Genomic DNA, 20,236 nt, shown 5'->3' with positions numbered 1-20,236 from the left:
ACCCCCACACACGCAGTCAGGCCGCGAGGCCGCTTCATCACCAAGGTCCGGGAGAATATTTTGAGCGCCATCGACAATCCTTTGCACGATCAGGAAGTCGGCTCGGCCGACGCCACCCAGGACACCACGCGCATCGACGACGTTCGGATCGGCGCGGTACGTCCACTGATTTCCCCTGCCCTGCTGCAGGACGAGTTGCCCGTGCCGCCTTCGGTGCAGACGCTGGTCGAGAAAACCCGCGCGGAAATCGCCGACATTCTGCATGGCCGTGACGACCGTCTCGTGATGATCGTCGGACCGTGTTCGATTCACGACCACGACCAGGCAATCGAATACGCACATAAACTGAAAGTCGCCACCGACACTTACAAAGACGATCTGCTGATCGTGATGCGGGTCTACTTCGAGAAGCCGCGCACCACGGTCGGCTGGAAAGGCTATATCAACGACCCGCGTCTGGATGGCAGTTTCCGCATCAACGAAGGTCTGCGTCTGGCGCGGCAACTGCTGCTCGACATCAATGGTCTCGGCTTGTCCACGGCCACCGAGTTTCTCGATCTGCTGAGCCCGCAGTACATCGCCGACCTGATCGCGTGGGGCGCCATCGGCGCGCGCACGACCGAGAGCCAGAGCCATCGTCAACTGGCTTCGGGGTTGAGCTGCCCGATCGGTTTCAAGAACGGCACGGACGGCGGCGTGCAGATCGCCGCGGACGCGATCGTCGCCGCACGCGCGAGCCACGCGTTCATGGGCATGACGAAAATGGGCATGGCCGCGATCTTCGAAACGCGCGGCAACGACGATGCGCACGTGATCCTGCGCGGCGGCAAGAAAGGCCCGAACTACGACAGCGCGTCGGTGGAAGCCACCTGCGCGGCGCTCAAATCAGCGGGTTTGCGCGAGCAGGTCATGGTCGACTGTTCGCATGCGAACTCGGGCAAGTCGCATTTGCGTCAGTTGGAGGTGGTGCAGGATCTGGCGCAGCAATTGTCGCAGCGCGAGCGCCGCATCATCGGCGTCATGCTGGAAAGTCATCTGGAAGAAGGCCGTCAGGATCTGAAGCCAGGCGTGCCGTTGCGTCGCGGCGTATCGATCACGGATGCCTGCGTTAGCTGGGCGCAGACCGAGCCGGCGCTCGAGACGCTCGCCGAGGCCACCCGCAAACGTCGCGCGGGCTGAGCGCGCGCCGGGCTGCAAACGCCGCGTCGAGCATGCCCCCGAGGAAGCCCCTTGGGGCAGAGCACAAAAACACACGCGCCGCACCATCCGCCGATCGATCCACCTTACCGGGGTTGGGCAGCGCGTGATTCCTCACGCCCGATACATCGCTCGCCGCGCGCCATGGCAGCGCGCGTGGATGCTCCGGCGCGAAGCGCGTTGCATTACGACGCGTTGACAGCTTCCTTGAACGCCTTGCCTGCGGTGAACTTCACCGTCTTGGCAGCCGCGATCTGGATCTCGGCACCCGTCGACGGATTGCGGCCCACGCGTGCTGCGCGCGCGCCAGTCGAGAAAGAACCGAAACCGACCAGTTGCACCGTATCACCACCCACCACGGCTTTGGTCACCGCTTCGACGATCGCGTCGATGGTTTGGCCGGTGGCCGCTTTGCTTTCGCCCGTCGCTGCGGCGACTGCATCAATCAGTTCCTGTTTGTTCATAGCACTTCCCGTATGGTAATCATGGAACCGGCGCCACATCTGTTGCGCCGGGACCGACACACTAACGCATAGGCGCGGGTTCGCGCAAACCTTGGGTGTAAGCCTTGTATCACCCGCCCACAGGGAATTTGACGATTTTTTCCGGCAAAGTGCCATAAGAATCGTGCGCTTAGACGTTTCTTCGGCTCGATGCGTGTTTCCGCGTTATCACAATCCGTTGCAATTTCAGTGATTTAGCGCGCCGCAAGCCGCTACCAGCGGGCTTTTTTACTATGTTATGGTGGATCGGGAAGACTCGGCATTTGTCAGGCGTGGCGGCGGTAAATAAAGAATCCGGGAGGAATAAAAAAATGAAATTTCGCCATATTGCAACATGTGCGTTGCTCGCCGCGACGTCCTGCGCGGCCCTCGCAGCCGACGACAAAAGTTGCGCGACGCTTGTCGGCACGGCAAATTCACCCGCGCCGCAGAGCTTTCAGGTACGTGACGGCGGGCCGGTCGACCTCGTCAGCGGCGCTAAAACCGTGCACGGCAAGCTGCTGGTTTTCGGCGACAGCGGCGTTTTCCGGGCCTATTGGCAGCCCGAGAACAGCCCGGAAAAATTTGTGCTGGCGAATGCCGGTGTGAACAGCGTGCGGCTCGTCTCCACGCCGCCGCAAGGCACGCCGGCGCAGAACGGCCAACCCGGCACGACACTCGCGCCGCAAAACGTGCTCTCATGTCCGGCGCTTTGAGACGGCGACCTGTCACTTCGCCCGTCTGGACGCGGCACAAATGACACACAGGACCTTGCCGTCCGGTCGTACTTACCGTTTATTCGCAGAGCGATCGATTTGTATCTGAGCCGCCCTCAAGGTCCCACCCGTCCTGCCGATATACAAAGCTGCGTGTGCTGCGCAAACGTTTAAAGGGACGGGGATGATTCTGTTAGCCAAATTGAGGGATGCGCTGTCGGTCGCGGAACGCGACCCCGATCTCGTACGTTCGCAGCTCGAAGCATTCGGCCACCAGGTCCCGCTTCTGTATTTCATCCTGCTCGTCAATACGGCGGCCGTCGCGATCACGCATGTGAGCTGCGCGCCGGCGTGGTTATCGATCTACTTTCCCGCGACGCTGTGCACCCTGTGCATCATCCGGTGCATGCGATGGTGGCATCTTCGGCACCGCGTCCTGACTCTCGACCAAGCGGTGCCCGAACTGCGCAAGCTGACCTGGCTTGCGGGCCTCTTCGCCGTCGCATTCAGCGCCTGGTCGCTGTTCCTTTTCCCCTACGGCACCGCGTACGAACAGACGCAGGTCGCGTTTTACATGGCGACCACGCTGGTTGGCTGCGTGTTCTGCCTGATGCACCTGCGCGCGGCGGCCATGCTGCTGCTGTCGATCGTCATCCTAAGCTTTTCGACCTTTCTGGTTTTCACCGGCTATCCGGTCTTCATCGCGATGGCTGTCGACATGACCTTGGTCGGCGTCGCGCTCGCCTTCATCATTCAGCTCTATTGCCGCACCTTTGCCGACGTGGTGCACGCACAGCGCGAATTGCAGGCGAGCCAGCAAAAGACGCAACGCCTCAGCGACGACAACTTCCGGCTCGCGAGCATCGACAGTCTGACGGACCTGCCCAACCGGCGCAGTTTCTTCGCCTCGCTGCGCGCGCTGTCCGAACAGGCGATGGGCACCAGCAGCGGCTTCAATGTCGGACTGATCGATCTCGACGGTTTCAAACAGGTCAACGATATCTACGGCCACGCCAGCGGCGACCTCGTCCTTCAGGAAGTCGGCTCGCGTTTGCTGGCGCTTGCCGAGCCCGGCATTTTCTTCGCACGGCTCGGCGGCGACGAGTTCGGCGTGCTGGCGCAACACAAACTGGCGGACGAGACGCTGCTCGAGTTGGGCGAGCGCATCTGCGAGACGCTGGGTCAGCCATATCGGGTCGCCGGCAATGTCGCCGAGTTGTCAGGTACGATCGGCTGGGCCGCGTTTCCCGAGGCCGGCACGACGGTGGCGCAAGTGTTCGAACGCGCCGACGCGGCGCTGTACGTGGGCAAGGAAAGCCGACGCGGCACGCCGGTCATCTTCTCGACCGAACATGAAACGCGCATCCGGCGTTCGAGTCTCGTGACCCAGGAACTCCGCCATGCGGACCTCGAGTCGGAACTGTTTCTGGAATTTCAGCCGATTTACGACGTGGTCACGCAACGCACCCTCGGCCTGGAAGCGCTCGGGCGCTGGCATAACGCTCGGCTCGGCGCCGTGAGGCCGGAAGAATTCATCCGGATTGCCGAGCGTACGGAACTGATTCTGCGCATCACGGAAGTCCTGCTGCACAAAGCACTCGACGAAGCGGCGCGCTGGCCGGCCGAGCTTTATCTGTCGTTCAATCTGTCGGCGATCGATATCTGCACGTCGGCGCGCGCCCGCCGGCTGATCGATATCGTGCTGGCTAGCGGCGTGCCGCCGCATCGCGTGTCGTTCGAAATCACCGAGACCGCCGTGACACGTGATTTCGAACAGGCCCGCTGTTCGCTCACCATGATCAAGAAAGCCGGCTGCCGCGTGTCGCTCGACGACTTCGGCACCGGCTATTCGAGCCTCAGCTACGTGCATCGCCTGCCCTTCGATACGATCAAGATCGACCGCAGCTTCATGACGGACGTGGATACCAACAGCGCATCGAAGAAAATCGTCAAGTCGGTACTCGACCTGTGCCGCAACCTTGGACTCGAATGCGTGGTGGAAGGACTCGAGACGCCATCGCAAGTCGAGGTCGTCAAGATGCTTGGCGCACGCGCGGTGCAGGGTTATCTGTTCAGCCGGCCGATGCGGGCGAGCGCAATCGCCGCCTATTTGCAGACGGCGCAGGGGCACGACTACGCTGTGCAAATGCTGCCGTAGTCGATTCCCCCGCGTCTCGTCGCCCTGCTCTATTGCCCCACGCTGTCCGCGCCGCCGAATTCATGCGGCAGGATCATCTGCTCGGGAATGTCAGCGCCTTTTACGCGTGCGGCAAAGTAGTACAGCAAGGCGGGCGCGACCAGCCCGACGATCCACGAAATATCGACGCCGCCCAACGATTCCACCAATCCGCCGGTATAGAAGCTCGTCGCGATGAACGGCATCTGGATCAGCACGCCGAACGCGTAGACCGCGATGCCCGTCATATTCCAGCGACCATAGCGGCCATCGGGATCGAATAACGCCGGCACGTCGTAACGCTCTTTAGTCACGAAATAGTAGTCGACCAGATTGATGGCGCTCCAGGGCGTAAAGAACGCGAGCAGGAAGAGCAGAAACGCGGTGAATTCTTTCAGGAACGAATGGTGGCCAGCCAATGCCAGACCCGTCGACGCGCCCACCATCACGAAGATGAAGCAAAGCCGCGTGCGATTCGAAATCGACCGCTGCCCGCCGAAGCCGGTCACGATGGTCGCCACCGACATCACACTGCCGTACGCATTGAGCGTGGTGATGGTGAGCTTGCCGAGTGCGATCGTGAAGTAGAGCACGGCGGCGAGCATGCCGGTCGCACCCAGTCCGACGATGAACGACACCTCATGCCCCGCGAAGCGGTTCCCTGCAAGCGCGGCTGCAAACACGCCGAACACCATCGAGATCTGCGCGCCGATCACCGAGCCGAGACCTACCGCCCAGAACGTCTTCAATGCCGACGTGGATCTCGGCAGATAGCGCGAATAGTCGGCGACATACGGACCGTAGGCGATCTGCCACGAAGCCGACAACGACACCGCGAGCAGAAACGAGCCGACCGTGAAGTGCCGGTTGCTCAGCAGGACGCCGATATCGTGCCCATGCAGCAGACTGGCGAAGAGATAAAGGAAAGCCAGTACGCCGACGACGCTCGACATACGCCCCATCGAATGAATGGTGCGATAGCCGAGCGCGGTCAGCACCACGATCAGCGCGGCGAAGATGAAGATCGCAGTGGTGTTCTCGACATGCAGCAATTGCCCGATCGCCTGCCCGGCGAGCACGGTGCCGCTGGCAGAGAAGCCCACATACATCACGCAGACCAGTGCGAGTGGAATGATCGCGCCGTAGACGCCGAACTGCACGCGGCTCGAAATCATCTGCGGCAAACCGAGTTGCGGACCCTGCGCGCCATGCAGCGCCATCACCGCGCCGCCGATGATCTGTCCAACGAGCAAGCCGATCAGCGACCAGAACACGTCGCCGCCGAGCACGACCGCGAGCGCGCCGGTCACGACCGCCGTAACCTGCAGATTGGCGCCGAACCACAGCGTGAACTGGCTAACGAGGCTGCCGTGACGTTCCGCTTCGGGAATGTAGTCGATCGAGCGCTGCTCGATCAGCGCGGGCGTCGATGCACGCGGGATGGAAGTTGCCATGTGACTCTCCTGACATGTCGCTAAGCTGCATTGCGGCAGCTATGGGTGTGCGGTTGGGTGACGATCGGTGGCTATCTGATGTTGTTATTCGATTCGTCCGGTGCGTGGTTCGGTTTGGTTCGCTAGAACGCGGTGGTGAGTTCCGGCACTGCTTCAAACAGATCGCCTACGAGACCGTAGTCAGCGATGCTGAAGATCGGCGCTTCCGGGTCTTTGTTGATTGCGACGATGACTTTGCTGTCTTTCATCCCGGCCAGATGCTGGATCGCACCCGAGATGCCGACGGCCACATACAGTTGCGGCGCGACGATCTTGCCGGTTTGTCCCACTTGATAGTCGTTCGGCACGAAGCCCGCATCGACCGCTGCGCGCGATGCGCCGAGCGCTGCGTTCAGTTTGTCCGCCAGCGGCTCCAGAACCTTGGTGTAGTTCTCGCCGTTGCCCAGACCGCGGCCACCCGAGACGATGACCTTCGCCGACGTCAGTTCCGGACGGTCCAGCTTCGTTACTTCACGGCTCACGAAAGACGAGATGCCGCTGTCGGCTGCCGCTTCGATTTTCTCGACCGTTGCACCGCCGCCTTCGGCTGCAACCGGATCGAAGCCGGTCGTGCGGACTGTGATGACCTTGATTGGATCAGCGGATTGCACCGTTGCGATTGCGTTACCTGCATAGATCGGACGCTCGAACGTATCAGCAGAATTCACTGCCGTGATGTCGCTGATCTGCGCGACATCCAGCTTCGCGGCGATACGCGGCGTGATGTTCTTGCCGTAAGCGGTTGCTGGCGCGAGGATGTGTGTGTAGTCCTTCGCGATGTTCAGCACCGTGGCTTCGATGTTTTCCGCGAGGCCTGCTTCGAGTTGCGGCGCGTCGGCCAGCAACACTTTGCTCACGCCTGCAATCTTCGCTGCTGCATCTGCCGCGGCTTGCGCGTTGTGCCCTGCCACCAGTACGTGAATGTCGCCGCCAATCTTCTGCGCCGCTGCAATCGTGTTCAGCGTGGCGGCCTTGATCGACGCACTGTCGTGTTCTGCTATTACAAGATTAACCAGATTCGTCATTTGCTCTGTCTCCGCGTTCTACTTAAAGCACTTTGGCTTCGGTCTTCAGCTTCTCGACCAGCGTCTTCACATCCGGCACCTTCACACCAGCGGAGCGCTTCGGCGGCTCGACGACCTTCAGCGTCTTCAGGCGCGGAGTGACATCGACGCCGAGATCTTCCGGCTTGAGGACTTCCAGCGGCTTCTTCTTCGCCTTCATGATGTTCGGCAGCGTCACGTAGCGCGGCTCGTTCAGGCGCAGATCAGTGGTGATGACTGCGGGCAGCTTTAAAGACAGCGTTTCCGCGCCTCCGTCGATTTCACGCGAAACGGTAGCCTTGCCGTCTGCCACGACAACATTCGAAGCAAAGGTCGCTTGCGGCAAACCAGCCAAAGCAGCCAGCATCTGACCAGTCTGGTTCGAATCGTCGTCGATGGCCTGTTTGCCGAGAATGACCAAAGAAGGTTGCTCTTTATCCACCAGCGCCTTCAACACCTTCGCAACCGCCAACGGTTGCAGGTCCTCAGAAGACTCGATCAGAACCGCCCGATCCGCACCAATAGCCAGCGCCGTGCGCAGCGTTTCCTGCGCCTGCGCAACGCCGCAAGAAACCGCCACCACTTCGCTAACCACACCCGCTTCCTTCAACCGCACCGCTTCCTCAACCGCAATCTCATCGAATGGATTCATCGACATCTTCACGTTCGCGATATCCACACCCGTGCCGTCCGACTTGACCCGGACCTTCACGTTGTAATCGACCACCCGCTTCATAGCCACCAACGCCTTCATGCCGCACTCCTATCGCAAAGTCTCAATGAATCAGGCCAGCACCATCCGCGCAATCACGGTGCGCTGGATCTCCGACGACCCCTCGTAAATCCGCAGAATTCTCGCGTCACGCACCAGCCGTTCGAGCGGCATCTCGCGCGTGAAACCATAGCCGCCGTGGATCTGCAAAGCGGTATCCGTAACGAAGCCGACCGTCTCCGACGCATACAGCTTCGCCATCGACGCGTAGTCGGTAAAAGGCTCGCCCGCCGCGCGCCGCACGGCCGCCTGCAAGGTCAGAAGCCAGGCCGCTTCGAGCCGCGTCTTCATGTCGGCGAACATCCATTGCAGACCCTGCTTGCGCGACAGCGGCTCCCCGCCTACCTGACGCTGCTTCGCCCACTCGACCGCGCTCGCAAGCGCGGCCTCCGCGATACCCAGACTCGTGGCAGCGACATCGAGCCGGCTGTTGTCGAGCACCTTCATCGCCGTGCGGAAACCGGTGCCCTCGGCGCCGAGCCGATTCGCGGCCGGCACGAAGCAGTCGAAGGCGATTTCGTGCGCCGGCGCGCCGCGAATGCCCATCAGCTTCTCGGCGGGCGCCACGTCCACGCCGGCACTGTGCCGGTCGACCACGAACGCGCTGATGCCGCGCGCGCCAGCCTCCGGATCGGTCTTCGCATACACGACGATGAAATCAGCCGCCTGCGCGTTCGAGATGAAATGCTTGACGCCGCGAATCCGGTAGCCGTCGCCTTCGCGCGTGGCGCGGGTCGCCATGTCGGCGGGATTCGAACCGGCGCGCGGCTCGGTCAGCGCAAATGCACCGAGCTTCGCGCCCGCGGCGGCTTCCGGCAAATAGCGGTCGCGCAAACTGTCGTCGCCGCCGATCAGGATCGAATCGGTCGCGAGATAGTGCGCGCCGATCATCGACGACGTCGATGCGCACGCCTTCGCGATTTCGACCAGCGACAGAATGATCGCCACCGGCGACGCGCCGATACCACCCCATCGCTCGGGCAAATTCATGCCCATCACGCCGAGCTCGGCGAGCTGGCCGACGTAACGCGTGGTGGAAATTTCATCGCGGTCCACCTCAGCCGCGCGCGGCGCCAGTTCGCTTTGCGCAAAGCGCTCGATCGCGTCGGCGATCTCCAGATCGTTCTGTTCGACGCTCATTCGCTTAAACATGATCGGTCTCCTTGTTGAATGCATCGGAATGCGTGAATTGCGCGCTATTGGCGGCATCGTGATCGCGACCGAACACGCCTTGCATGCGCAACCCGGCGATTCGCGCTGCGTCGAGGCCGAACGTATGCAGAATCTCGGCGGTGTGTTCGCCCAATTGCGGCGCGGCGGTGACACGGTTGCTGCCGTAGGCGGAAAACTTGACGGGCTGTGAAGGCAGACGCCGCGTGTGGCCCGCGACGTCATTCACGCGAGGCACGTCGGTCAGCAAGCCGCGAAACGTCGCCTGATCGCTTTCGAGCGCTTGCTGCACGTTGCGGATCGGCGCGACCGGAATGCCGGCGGCGCCGAGAATCCGGTTCACTTCGGCCACCGAGCGCTGCGCCGACCAAGCTTCGACACAAGCCCGCAACTCCGCTTCGTGCACGCAGCGCGTCGCATCGTCCACGTAACGGGGATCGCCGGAAAGTTGCGGCTCGCCGATCGCCTGGGCGAACGCGTCGAACAGCTTGTTGTTGAGCACCGCGACCACATAGAAACCGTCCCGCGCGCGAAAAGCGCCGAACGGCGCCGACGACGAATGACGATTGCCTACCCGCTGCGGCGCGATTCCGGTCGCGGCAAAGCGGGCCACCAGCGTCGCGCTCAGGCTCAAGGTCGCGTCGAACATCGAGACATCGACATGCGTGCCTTTGCCGGTCTTCTCGCGCGACAACAGCGCGGCAAGCACGCCCCACGACGCGAACAGTCCGCTCACCACATCCGAGACCGATTCGCCGATCAACGTCGGCGGGCCGTCGGGAGAACCTGTCGCGTCCATCAGGCCGCACATGGCCTGCAGAATGATGTCGTACGCGGGACGATGCGATTCAGGACCGGTCTGGCCGAAGCCGGACACGCTCGCATAGACGAGCGCCGGGTTGCGCTCGCCCAGCTCCGCGTAGCCGATGCCCAGCTTGTCCGCCACGCCGGGCCGGAAGTTTTCCACCACCACGTCGGCGCCGGCGCACAGCGTCTGCGCCAGTTCGCGGCCGGCGGCGGTTTTCAGATCGATCACGATGCTGCGCTTGTTGCGGTTCATCGCCGCGAACAGGCCGCTCTCGCCATCCGCAAAAGGACCCACCGCGCGATAGTCGTCGCCGCCCGGCGGCTCGACCTTGATCACGTCGGCACCCAGATCGCTCAGCAAAGCCGTGCAGAACGGCCCGGCAAGTACACGCGAGAAATCGACGATACGCACGCCGGTGAGCGGCAAATCGGACAAGTCGGGCAAGTTCACGGCGAACTCCTGTTGAAGACGATGCCTTGATTCTCGTCACCCTGACCTATCAAGTAAAATATCGGAATAAATTAGCCGCTATAGGATTTCTTAATGCGTATCTCACTGCGACTTTTGCGCTATTTCGCGGCTGCGGCGGAAACCGGCAGCACGACGGCGGCGGCACGTCAGCTCAACGTGTCGCAACCGTCGATCTCCGTTGCGATCCGCGAACTGGAGGCGCTGTTCGAAGAAACACTGTTCGCGCGCGACGCCGGTTCGAAGATGACGCTGACCCGCTTCGGCGCGCGCAAGCTCGCGGAAGCGCGTCAACTGCTCACCGCCGCCAACGCCTTCGAACTCGACGACAGCGGCGACGCCGCAGCGGGAGAAGTCCACATCGGCGTGTTCAGCACGCTGGCGCCGGTGTATCTGCCGGTGTTGCTGCGCATCGCGCGCACACGTTTTCCGAACCTGACGGTGCGTTTTGTCGAAGGCAATCTGGTGGAACTGGAGGAATGGCTGAACAGCAGCCATATCGAACTGGCGCTGACCTACGACGTGGGCTTGCCCGTCGAGCTCGAACTGGAACCGCTGGCATCGTTGCGCCCGTACGGACTCGTGCCCGCCGATTCGAAGCTGGCCAAAGCGCGTGGCGGCATTTCGCTGTATGAGCTGGCCAAAGAGCCGTTGATCCTCATCGATCTGCCGCACAGCCGCGAGTTTTTGATGGCGCCGTTCTGGCAATGCGGGCTGGCGCCGGAGGTTCGTTACCGCGCGACGTCGATCGAACTGGTGCGCAGCATGGTCGCCAATGGGCTCGGCGTATCGCTGCTGATCACGCAAAGCCCGGCGGCAACGGTCAGCGCGGCGGTCGCCGAACGGCCGATCCGCGAGGAGACCATCCGGCAGCCGCTGGTGATCGCGCGCTCGAAACGGGCGTCGCGCACGCAGGCTTCGGAACTGGTCGCACAGTGCATCCGAGACGCGGTGGGCGAAGCGATGGCCGCGCGTGCGGGGCATGGACGAAAGGCCCGGCGCGTCTGACCGGCGGGCAGTGGCGAGGCGGTCACTGGCCACGCAGAAAAGGTCGCGGCCCGTTTTTGCTTCGGCGGCGTACGGGCGGCGCGGCGCCTAGCCGCCTTCACCACGGTCGCTAACCCGCCGCGTTCTCATATTCGAGCTTCGGATACCAATCCGTGCCGCGCCCGCCGGGTGTCATATCGAGCACGGTCCAGATCGGCATCACGTCCGGCGCGCCGCGTGGATCCTGCCCGGGGTCCGCAGTCGACGGCCCCATCTCCTCTGCCCAGAAGTGCCGCACCGTGCCGCCTGAGCGCGTGAACACGTTGAACGCGGGATTGTCGTCGCCGGCCGGATCTTCCGCCGCGTAATCGCGATTGAAGGTGTTGCCGCCCGACGAATACAGCCGCAGATGCCGCCAGCCGCGTTCCTGCTTGAACGCAACCAGCTTCTCGATCGGCGAACGCGCGATCACGGCGAAGGCGACACGCTGCAGGATGTCGGGCATTTCGCCGTCGTACGCGCTCAGAAGCGACGTGCACATCGAACACGGCCGGGCGCGCTGCGGGCCGAACATCCAGTTGTAGGTGACGAGCGTGTCATGTTCGCCGAACATGTCCGATAGCTTCACCGGCCCTGCTTCGCCCATGAACAGATAATCCTCGGGCACGACGCCGCCGGGCGGCAGCGCGCGGCGCTGTTCCGCGACCCGCTCGATATGGCGGCGCAACTCGATTTCCTCGGCAAGCAAGTCGTTGCGCGCGCGGCGATAGTCGGCGCTTTCGCCTGGAAAGCGGCTTGGCAAGTCGGCCGCTAGTTGCCGGGCCGGCTTCAATGTTTGTGCGGATACGTGTACGTCAGTCATCAGCCATCTCCTCTTACGGAACAAGGACAAAGGGCGCGAGCAGCGCGCCGCGACCGCGGGCGCGTTCTCGTCCTCTATGTAGTCACGACGAGCCGTGCGGCGGCAAATCGACAGCATCCGCGAAATCTTTTTGGCGATGCACACGCGCGTCAGCACCGCAACCCGAAGCGCCCGGCAGGGTATCCTTTAGCGCAACAGCACGCGCGCCAGGCGCGCCGTCCATGGGGATGCAACATGCCGCTTCGTCTGCCACCGCTGCCGGCGCTTCGTTTCTTCGAAGCGGCCGGCAGGCATCAGAGTTTCAAACTTGCCGCCGCGGAACTGAATGTCACGCCGAGCGCGATCAGCCACGGCATTGTCGGGCTGGAACAGGCGCTCGGCGTCGAACTGTTCGTGCGCGAGCCGCGCGGCATCTCGCTCACGGCGAGCGGCGCGGACTATCTATCGTACGTCTCCGAAGCGTTTTCGTTGATCGCCATCGGCACGCAGCGTCTGCCGAACCATCGCGCGGATCGGCCGATCGCGCTGAGTTGCGCGCCGACCTTCGCGTCGCGCTGGCTGCTGCCACGCCTCGCCGGCTTCCGCGCGCGCTGGCCGAATGTGAACGTGAGCGTCGACACGTCGCATCGGCAAGTCGGCTTTCCCGTTGACGGTTTCGACTTTGCGATCCGCATGAGCCGTGCGCCGGTTGCAGGCACCGCGTGGACGCGGCTGTTCGGCGAGCGCTTCGTGCCCGTATGCAGCCCCGCGTATCTGGCGACTCTGCGCGACGAGCACGGCGATGCGGACCTGCGTCGCGCGACGCTCATTCACGTCAACGCCGCCAGCGAGGACTGGCAGGCGTGGCTGGATGCGACCGGCACCGAAGGCATCGACACCACCGCGGGCCTGCGCGTCGACACGATCCAGCTTGCCTTCGAAGCCGCCGCGATGGGCCTCGGCGTCGCGCTCGGCAGACGGCCGCTGGTGGATCGGGATATCGACAGCGGCACACTGGTGCAAACCTGTGCGGCGACGATCGCGTCCACCACGGCCTACTGGTTGGTGAGCGCCGAAAACGCGGATCGGCGGCCGGAGCTTTTCGATTTCAAACGCTGGCTGGTGAGCGAGGCCGAGCACATCGACGCGCGCCCCGATGCCGCCGACCAGGCACTGCACAGCGCCGCCAACTGAACCCCAGGTCCCCTCCGCACAGGTGAGCCACGCTCACCTGTCATCGAAAACTTTTCTTTTGCCGCTTCCGACGCTCGCTGCGACCATGTGTCGAAGGAGATCAGAACCATGTCCACCGCCGCCAGCAAACGCTTCGCCCCCGCCTTCAATCAGACGACGCTCGTGATCCTCGCCGGCGCGCTCATTCTGAGCGCCGCGATGGGCATCCGGCAGACCTTTGGCCTCTTCATCGGACCATTCTCGTTCGACCGCGGCTTGCCGGTCACGCTGATCGCGTTCGCGATCGCGCTGCACAATCTCGTGTGGGGTTTCGCCCAGCCATTCGCGGGCGCCGCCGCGGATCGCTACGGCTCGGCACCGGTGGTCGCGTTCGGCGCGACGACGTTCGCGGCGGGCCTCGGCCTCGCGGCCGTGGCGCCCAGTGGTGCCATGTTGATCGTTGGCATGGGGTTGCTGGTCGGCATCGGCGTGAGTTGCACGACGTTCGGCGTGGTGCTGCCGGCGGTCGGCCGCATCGCCTCGCCGGAAAAACGCAGCATGGCGATGGGGCTGGTCAGCGCCGGCGGCTCTGCGGGCCAGGTGCTGCTGGTCCCGCTCGTACAAGGCATCCGGCTCAGTTCGGGCATCGCGACGTCGCTCTTCGCACTGGCTTTCCTGATGCTGCTGATCGCCCCGCTCGGCATGGTGCTCGACCGGCGCGCGCGGGTCGGCACGCCCGTTCAGGAAGCGCCGGCCGCGCCGCTTCGCAAGGTGCTGGCTCAAGCGGCCGGGCATCGCGGCTACCGGCTGCTGTCGCTCGGGTTCTTCACTTGCGGTTTCCAGCTTGCGTTTATCGCCACGCATCTGCCCGAATATCTGTCGCTTTGCCATATGCCGGTCGGACTCGGCGCCACCGCGCTCGCGCTGATCGGGCTGTTCAACATGGCGGGGAGTTGGGCGTGCGGCTGGCTGGGCGGCCGCTTCCGGCAGCATTATGTGCTCGGCTGGCTTTACGTGATTCGCAGCGTGACGATCGGCGCGTTCTTTCTACTACCGAAAAGCCCGGCGTCGGTCGTGATCTTCGCGGCCATGATGGGTCTGACCTGGCTCGGCACCGTGCCGCTCACGAGCGGACTCGTCGCGAAAGTATTCGGCATACGCCACCTCGGCAGCCTGTTCGGGGTCTGCTTTCTGAGCCATCAGATCGGCTCGTTTCTCGGCGCGTGGCTAGGCGGTCTGGTGTTCGATCTGACCGGCTCGTATTCGCTGCTTTGGGAAGCGACCGTGGTAGCCGGCCTCGTCGCCGCGATGCTGCACTTTCCGATCGACGACACGGCCGTCAGCACGCCCGCGCTTCGAGCTGAACCGGCGGCAGCGTGAGCGTGTGTGCCGGTGGTGCTCGCGGACGTAACCATCGGCATGACGTTAAAAGCAGCGCGAAAAGCAGTCTGCGTTGCTATTTTTTCGGCGTATCCGCCGCGGCTTTCGGCACGCGTCCCATCAGATAGAACTCATCGTTCGGACGCATGGAAATGACGTTCGCCATGCGGTTCGACAAACCGAAAAATGCGGTGATCGCCGCGATATCCCAGATGTCTTCGTCGGAAAAGCCGTGTTCGCGCAGGGCTTGAAAATCGGCGTCGCCGACCGTGCCCGACGCGCTGCAAACCTTGACCGCGAAGTCGAGCATCGCCTTCTGACGTGGCGTGATATCCGCCTTGCGATGATTGACGGCGACCTGATCGGCCACCAACGGCGCCTTTTCGTAGATGCGAAGAATCGCGCCATGCGCGACCACGCAATACAGGCACTGGTTGATCGCGCTGGTGGCGACCACGATCATCTCGCGCTCGCCTTTGCTGAGGCCGCCCTCTTTCAGCATCAACGCGTCGTGATAGGCGAAGAACGCGCGGAACTCGTCCGGGCGGTGCGCCAGCGTCAGAAACACGTTCGGCACGAAACCGGCTTTCTCCTGCACTTCGAGAATGCGCGCGCGAATGTCGTCCGGCCATGCGTCCGGTTTGGGCACGGGGTAGCGGCTGATCGGCTGAGGCTTTGTCATGCGATGTCTCCGTCGTATCTGTATGGGTATGACGACGATTCTAGCAAGCCGCACGGCCAGCATGCCTATGCTCAACAAGGTCCGATATCGACGCCCATATCGTCTAGACTTTGCACTCAAGGGAGCATGAGCCGCGCCGCGACGACCGGCGCCGGCCGGATTTCAGCAGGAGCTGACCATGTCAGACGTTTTGCACGACGCGCGAGCGCCCGTCGTCAAGGTTCGACCCGACCGGGAAATGGCGACGACCCAGCGGCTGCCTTACTTTGTCGGCATCTCCGCCGGCACCGCGGGCAGCACGGGATTGTCGATGTATATGGTCGTAGTGCCGCCGGGCGGCCATGCCGAGCCGCACTTTCACGCCGACTACGAAACCGCGATCTACCAGCTCGAGGGCAAGATCGAGACCCGCTATGGGCCCGGCTTACGCGAGTCTGTCATCACCGAACCGGGTGATTTTCTGTTCATTCCGCCGGGCGTGCCGCATCAGCCGTTCAATCTGGACGCGACCACCGCGGCTCGCGCGATCGTGGCGCGCAACCATGCGGACGAGCACGAACGCGTCGTGCCGTACGATCCGGCCTCTGACACGTAATCCTGCTTCTGACGCGAAATCCTGCAAATGAAGGCGGCGGGGCCGGTCCGGCTAATGACTAATGGCTAACGGCCGACTACACCGGTCTCGCCGCCGACCGCATCCACGCGCATTCTCCTCCCCGCCATCCTGCGTCAATCACCCCGGCATTCCGCATTCCCCGCAGCGCCGTTTTGCCACCTGTGCTTAAATCCGCTTTTCATATCATTTTTGTACCATGGCGGCCGCCTGCCGACGCGGCGTGGCGCTCGCCGTCGTGGGGGAACGGAACATGCGCGGCCTGTTCGCCATGCGCCACCCGGGCGCGGACGTTTCAAATCCCTTCAGTGCATTCTCAGGAGCGCGGTTGTGTGGCATTTTCCGGTTGCTATTCCACCCTCGCTGGGCGTGTGGGCCGTGTTCATGAGCGTGCTCATCACGCAACTCGGCGTGCCGATTCCAGCCGCGCCGATGCTGATCCTCGGTGGAACCATGGCTGCCATGGGGCAGACCTCCTATGCGAGCGTCGTGTGCGCCGCGGTCGCCGCCACGCTAATCGCCGACTCGCTATGGTTCTTCACCGGACGGGCCCACGGCCGCCGTCTGCTGAACTATCTGGTGCGCTTCTCCCTCTCGCTCGACACCACCGTGCGCGTCGCGCGCAATACCTATGAACGGTACGGCGCGCCGATTCTCACCATCGCCAAGTTCCTGCCGGGACTCGGCCTGATCTCCGCGCCGCTGCTCGGCACGACGGCCATCAACGTCGGCGTCTTTCTGCTGTGGGATTTTGTCGGCGCGGCGCTGTGGGCGAGCGTGTGGGTGATCGGCGGCGCCGCGCTACATGACCAGATCGTGCAACTGATGCTGCTCGTGCGCCACAACGGCGGCACGATTTTCGATGCGTTCGCGGCGATCTTCGTGGCCGTGCTGCTGTATCGCTGGGTGCGCCGCTGGCAGTTTCGCCGCTGGCTCGCGCATACGCGCATTTCGCCCGACCAACTCGACGGGATGATGAAGTCGAACGAGCCGCCGCTGATCTTCGACGCGCGGCCACGCAGCGTCCGCATAAAGGAATCACACCGGATTGCCGGCGCGCGGCCGCTGGATCTCGATTCGCCCGAGCCGATCGACCCCGAGTTGCTGAAGCGGCCGATTGTCGTCTATTGCGTGTGTCCGAACGAAGCGACGGCGAAGCGGATTGTCGAGCAACTGCATCGCAAGAATATCCATCATATCCGCGCGCTCAAGGGTGGCCTCGACGCGTGGCAGAAACGTGGCTATCCGGTCGAACCGCTGCCGGCCGACTTCCACACCGCGAAGGCCCACATGATCGAGGACGAGGGCGAAGAAGGCGAATACACGGTGCGAGCGCGGCTGGCGAAGTAACGCTCCTCGCGCGCCTCGAATATCGCCGCGCTCCCGTCGAAAAACCGCTTGCGCTTCACGCCTGATGTGTGCAACATGCATATATGCACGTTGCACACATTGAGGCATCCCCATGACGCAGCGCACAGAAAATCTGCTCGGCGTGCTCGCCCTGCTGATCACGGACGAAATGAACGCGCAACCCGCCGTGGACGCGCTCGCCGGCCCCACCGCCCGCGCCATGCTCAACGCGGTCGGCCAATATCCCGATTCATCGATTGAAGTGCTGCGCGAGGCGGTCGATCTGTCGCATCCGGCCGCCGTACGTGCAGTCGCAGGATTGGTCGAGGCGGGTCTCATCGAGAAAAAATCGGGCGCTGACAAACGAACTGTCGCGCTTGCCTTGACCACAGCCGGCAAACGCGAGGCCAAACGCCTGCAAACGGCGCGCGACAAGATGCTGCAACGCATAGTCGGCCGGCTCGAAGACAGCGAGCGCGACGTGCTGGAAAGCCTGCTAATCAAGATCTTGTGGAACGAGACTCGCGACCCCGCGCACGCCATGCAACTGTGCCGCCTGTGCGACGACGGTCCGTGTCTGAAGGCCGGCTGTCCGGTCGAATGCCGCGAACAGGGGCTGCCCATGCCCGCGCGGAGCAGCACATGAAATCCGCCGCGCCGGTGCGCTGGCCGGCAATCGCGGCATTGACCGCGGTGTCGGCGCTCTCGCAGGTCGGCCAGTTCGGTATCGGCTTCATGGTGCTGCCGGTGTGGCTCGCCCATCGCGGCCTGGACGCGCCGCGCGCCGGCCTCTTTTCCGCCGCGCAATGGACCGGCATGCTGGCCGGCTTGCTGATCGCGCCGTGGCTGATGGCGCGCATCGGCGCGAAACGTACGGTGTCGCTGGGTCTGCTGGCCACGCTCGTGGCGTTCGCCATCATGGGTGCATTGTCGTGGCCGCTGTGGCTCGTGCCCGGTCTGCTGACGGGGTTCGGCATCGGCTTGCGCTGGATCGCGAACGAAACCTGGCTCTACAGTCTGGTCCCCGCTGAATCGAGCGGACGCGTGGTGGGCGTGCATGAAGCGCTGATCGCCACGGCCGGCGTCATCGGCCCCGCGCTCGCGGTGTGGTGCGATGTCGATGGGCGCATCACGTTCGCGGCCGGCGCGGCCTTCACGTTTGCCGCAGCGCTGCCGCTATGGCTGACCGCATCGGATGAGAAGCCGCCAGCTTTGCAAGAAGCGCCGCCTGCGCGGCGAAAAAGCGCTCAACGACGCTTGGCCCTCGGCCCGCTGGTGAGTCTCGGCATGGTGGTCATCGCGGCAGGCGGAATCGGCGACGGCGCGCTTTACGGCCTCTTCCCGCTATTCGCCGACGCGCACGGCCTCAGCGCGACGCAAACCGCCGCGCTGCTGACGCTATTCGGTGTCGGCGGCATGGTGCTGCAATTTCCGGTCGGCTGGCTGGCCGATCGCGCGGGGCTCGCGGCCACGGTGATCGTGTGCGCCGCGCTCAGCACGCTGGCCATCTGCGGTTTCGCGCTGGCCGCGCCCGCATCGTGGCTCGCGGCCGCAAGTGCGCTGCTGCTCGGCGGCATGAACAGTTCGTTCATCACACTCGGCATGTACGCGGCGGCTTGCAGCGACAAGGCCGCGCTCACGCGCAACCTGCGGCTGCTGTCGCTTACCTTCACCGCGAGTTCGATCGTGGGGCCGCTCGCCGCGGGCTTCGCGATGAACGCGCGCGGCACCGACATGCTGATGTGGCAACTCGCGCTCACGAGCGGCGCGCTGGTGGTCTACACGCTCGGCTTGCGCGAAGGCCGGCGCCAGCCCGAACACTCGTCGTCGATGGGCTGAGCCGGTGTCTTTGCGCCGATTCACAGGAAGAGTGGGTTTGCCTAAGCCTTGCGTTCTGCGACCTTGCGCTGTCGCCACAGACATAGCAGATCACACGCGATATGCGCGGCGGCAATTGCCGTGATCTCGCTCTGGTCGTAAGCCGGCGCGACTTCCACGACGTCCGCGCCCACCAGATTCAACGCGCCGAGTGCGCGCACGATCGCGAGTCCCTGCGCCGACGACAAACCGCCCGCCACCGGTGTCCCCGTGCCCGGCGCGAAGGCCGGATCGAGACAGTCGATATCGAAGGTCAGATACGCGGGACGTGCACCCACAATCGACACGATCCGCTCCACCGCCGCTCGCGTGCCATGCTCGTGAACCCAGGCGGCATCGAGAATATTGATGCCCATGAAATCATCGTTCCATGTGCGAATGCCGATCTGCACCGAGGTCTTCGGATCGATCAAGCCGTCCTTCACCGCCTTGTAGAACATCGAGCCGTGGTTCAGGCTGTCGGGACTGTCGTCGGCCCAGGTGTCGCAATGAGCGTCGAAATGAATCAGCGAAAGCGGTTTGCCGTACTTTTCCGCGTGCGCGATCAACAGCGGATAGGTGATGTAGTGATCGCCGCCGAGCGTTAGCATCTTCGCGTCCGAACGCAGAATCGTGCGCGCATGCTCGACGATAGATTCCTTGATCGTGAGCGGATTGTGCGCGTCGAACCAACAGTCGCCATAGTCGGTCACGGCGAGGTCGTCGAACGGATTGAAACCCCACGGATACGGATGCAACTCCGACAACTGCACGCTGGCCGCGCGCACCGCAGCGGGCCCGAGACGCGCGCCGGGGCGGAACGTGGTGGCCAGATCGAGCGGCACGCCGGAGACCACGACGTCGACGCCGTCGAGTTCGCGTGTGTACTTGCGGCGCATGAATGACAGCACGCCCGCATAAGTGTTTTCGATCGATGAGCCATAAAGCGACGGGCGACGCATCGCGCCGTCGCCGTAAACGAGTTCAGTCATGGATGACCTGATACCTGTAGACAATCCGGCGCCGCG

General features: G+C 63.5%; 19 protein-coding genes. 10 read left to right on the top strand and 9 right to left on the bottom strand.

Translation table 11 applies throughout. The features are described from left to right. The first annotated feature begins 60 nt into the window (after positions 1-60). On the top strand, positions 61-1,179 hold the full coding sequence (locus HF916_RS16935; protein ID WP_277352288.1) for a 3-deoxy-7-phosphoheptulonate synthase: 1,119 nt from the start codon (positions 61-63) through the stop codon (positions 1,177-1,179). Positions 1,180-1,382: 203 nt separating this feature from the next. On the opposite strand, the gene HF916_RS16930 is transcribed toward HF916_RS16935, so the two are convergent. Continuing rightward, positions 1,383-1,661, bottom strand: a complete 279-nt coding sequence (locus HF916_RS16930) for an HU family DNA-binding protein (protein ID WP_006049832.1) — start codon at positions 1,659-1,661, stop codon at positions 1,383-1,385. Between the two features lie 350 nt (positions 1,662-2,011). Between HF916_RS16930 and HF916_RS16925 the strand changes: the two genes are divergently transcribed. Together HF916_RS16925 and HF916_RS16920 are read left to right on the top strand one after the other, a co-directional pair. Continuing rightward, positions 2,012-2,395 (top strand): hypothetical protein, encoded by a 384-nt coding sequence (locus HF916_RS16925; RefSeq protein WP_168790031.1) that lies wholly within the window; start codon positions 2,012-2,014, stop codon positions 2,393-2,395. A 184-nt stretch (positions 2,396-2,579) separates the two neighbouring features. After that, the gene (locus HF916_RS16920; RefSeq protein ID WP_168790030.1) at positions 2,580-4,553 is read left to right on the top strand and encodes a putative bifunctional diguanylate cyclase/phosphodiesterase; all 1,974 of its coding nucleotides are present in this window, start codon (positions 2,580-2,582) and stop codon (positions 4,551-4,553) included. Between the two features lie 29 nt (positions 4,554-4,582). Here HF916_RS16920 and HF916_RS16915 read toward each other — a convergent pair whose 3' ends face one another. The 5 genes from HF916_RS16915 to HF916_RS16895 all read right to left on the bottom strand — a co-directional run bounded on the left by HF916_RS16915 (position 4,583) and on the right by HF916_RS16895 (position 10,307). Next, on the bottom strand, positions 4,583-6,025 hold the full coding sequence (locus HF916_RS16915; RefSeq protein ID WP_168790029.1) for a purine-cytosine permease family protein: 1,443 nt from the start codon (positions 6,023-6,025) through the stop codon (positions 4,583-4,585). A gap of 122 nt (positions 6,026-6,147) precedes the next feature. After that, the gene (locus tag HF916_RS16910) at positions 6,148-7,080 is read right to left on the bottom strand and encodes an electron transfer flavoprotein subunit alpha/FixB family protein (RefSeq protein ID WP_168792046.1); all 933 of its coding nucleotides are present in this window, start codon (positions 7,078-7,080) and stop codon (positions 6,148-6,150) included. A 31-nt stretch (positions 7,081-7,111) separates the two neighbouring features. After that, positions 7,112-7,861, bottom strand: coding sequence for an electron transfer flavoprotein subunit beta/FixA family protein (locus HF916_RS16905; RefSeq protein ID WP_168790028.1), 750 nt, complete (start codon positions 7,859-7,861; stop codon positions 7,112-7,114). A gap of 30 nt (positions 7,862-7,891) precedes the next feature. After that, entirely contained in the window at positions 7,892-9,031 is a 1,140-nt protein-coding gene (locus tag HF916_RS16900; protein WP_168790027.1) for an acyl-CoA dehydrogenase family protein, read from the bottom strand. Then, complete coding sequence (locus tag HF916_RS16895; protein WP_240975564.1) at positions 9,024-10,307, bottom strand: CaiB/BaiF CoA transferase family protein; 1,284 nt, start codon at positions 10,305-10,307, stop codon at positions 9,024-9,026. Before HF916_RS16895 ends, HF916_RS16900 begins: the two co-directional genes overlap by 8 nt. Before the next feature lie 93 nt (positions 10,308-10,400). Here HF916_RS16895 and HF916_RS16890 point away from each other — a divergent pair, with 93 nt between their 5' ends. Then, positions 10,401-11,333: a LysR family transcriptional regulator gene (locus HF916_RS16890; protein ID WP_168790026.1), complete on the top strand. Its 933-nt coding sequence runs from the start codon at positions 10,401-10,403 to the stop codon at positions 11,331-11,333. Positions 11,334-11,442: 109 nt separating this feature from the next. Here HF916_RS16890 and HF916_RS16885 read toward each other — a convergent pair whose 3' ends face one another. Beyond that, entirely contained in the window at positions 11,443-12,174 is a 732-nt protein-coding gene (locus HF916_RS16885; RefSeq protein WP_168790025.1) for a DUF899 family protein, read from the bottom strand. Positions 12,175-12,408: 234 nt separating this feature from the next. Here HF916_RS16885 and HF916_RS16880 point away from each other — a divergent pair, with 234 nt between their 5' ends. Continuing rightward, on the top strand, positions 12,409-13,347 hold the full coding sequence (locus tag HF916_RS16880) for a LysR substrate-binding domain-containing protein (protein ID WP_168790024.1): 939 nt from the start codon (positions 12,409-12,411) through the stop codon (positions 13,345-13,347). A 108-nt stretch (positions 13,348-13,455) separates the two neighbouring features. Then, a complete protein-coding gene (locus HF916_RS16875) occupies positions 13,456-14,706 on the top strand; it encodes an MFS transporter (RefSeq protein WP_168790023.1) in 1,251 nt (416 codons plus the stop codon). A gap of 76 nt (positions 14,707-14,782) precedes the next feature. On the opposite strand, the gene HF916_RS16870 is transcribed toward HF916_RS16875, so the two are convergent. Continuing rightward, entirely contained in the window at positions 14,783-15,388 is a 606-nt protein-coding gene (locus tag HF916_RS16870) for a peroxidase-related enzyme (protein WP_168790022.1), read from the bottom strand. 178 nt (positions 15,389-15,566) lie between these two features. Between HF916_RS16870 and HF916_RS16865 the strand changes: the two genes are divergently transcribed. The 4 genes from HF916_RS16865 (at position 15,567) to HF916_RS16850 (ending at position 19,190) form a co-directional block, all read left to right on the top strand. Next, positions 15,567-15,983 carry a cupin domain-containing protein gene (locus HF916_RS16865; protein ID WP_168790021.1) on the top strand — a complete coding sequence of 139 codons (417 nt, stop codon included), beginning with the start codon at positions 15,567-15,569 and terminating at the stop codon, positions 15,981-15,983. A 348-nt stretch (positions 15,984-16,331) separates the two neighbouring features. Beyond that, positions 16,332-17,351, top strand: coding sequence for a VTT domain-containing protein (locus HF916_RS16860; RefSeq protein WP_168790020.1), 1,020 nt, complete (start codon positions 16,332-16,334; stop codon positions 17,349-17,351). A 112-nt stretch (positions 17,352-17,463) separates the two neighbouring features. Then, positions 17,464-17,997, top strand: a complete 534-nt coding sequence (locus tag HF916_RS16855) for a MarR family winged helix-turn-helix transcriptional regulator (protein ID WP_168790019.1) — start codon at positions 17,464-17,466, stop codon at positions 17,995-17,997. Next, positions 17,994-19,190, top strand: coding sequence for an MFS transporter (locus HF916_RS16850; RefSeq protein WP_168790018.1), 1,197 nt, complete (start codon positions 17,994-17,996; stop codon positions 19,188-19,190). The genes HF916_RS16855 and HF916_RS16850 overlap by 4 nt, the downstream gene beginning before the upstream one ends. A gap of 41 nt (positions 19,191-19,231) precedes the next feature. On the opposite strand, the gene speB is transcribed toward HF916_RS16850, so the two are convergent. Beyond that, on the bottom strand, positions 19,232-20,200 hold the full coding sequence (gene speB / locus HF916_RS16845) for an agmatinase (protein ID WP_168790017.1): 969 nt from the start codon (positions 20,198-20,200) through the stop codon (positions 19,232-19,234). Positions 20,201-20,236: the final 36 nt, after the last annotated feature.

The organism is Paraburkholderia aromaticivorans (assembly GCF_012689525.1).
Classification (GTDB): domain Bacteria; phylum Pseudomonadota; class Gammaproteobacteria; order Burkholderiales; family Burkholderiaceae; genus Paraburkholderia; species Paraburkholderia aromaticivorans_A.
This window is presented reverse-complemented; position numbering and strand designations above follow the sequence as displayed.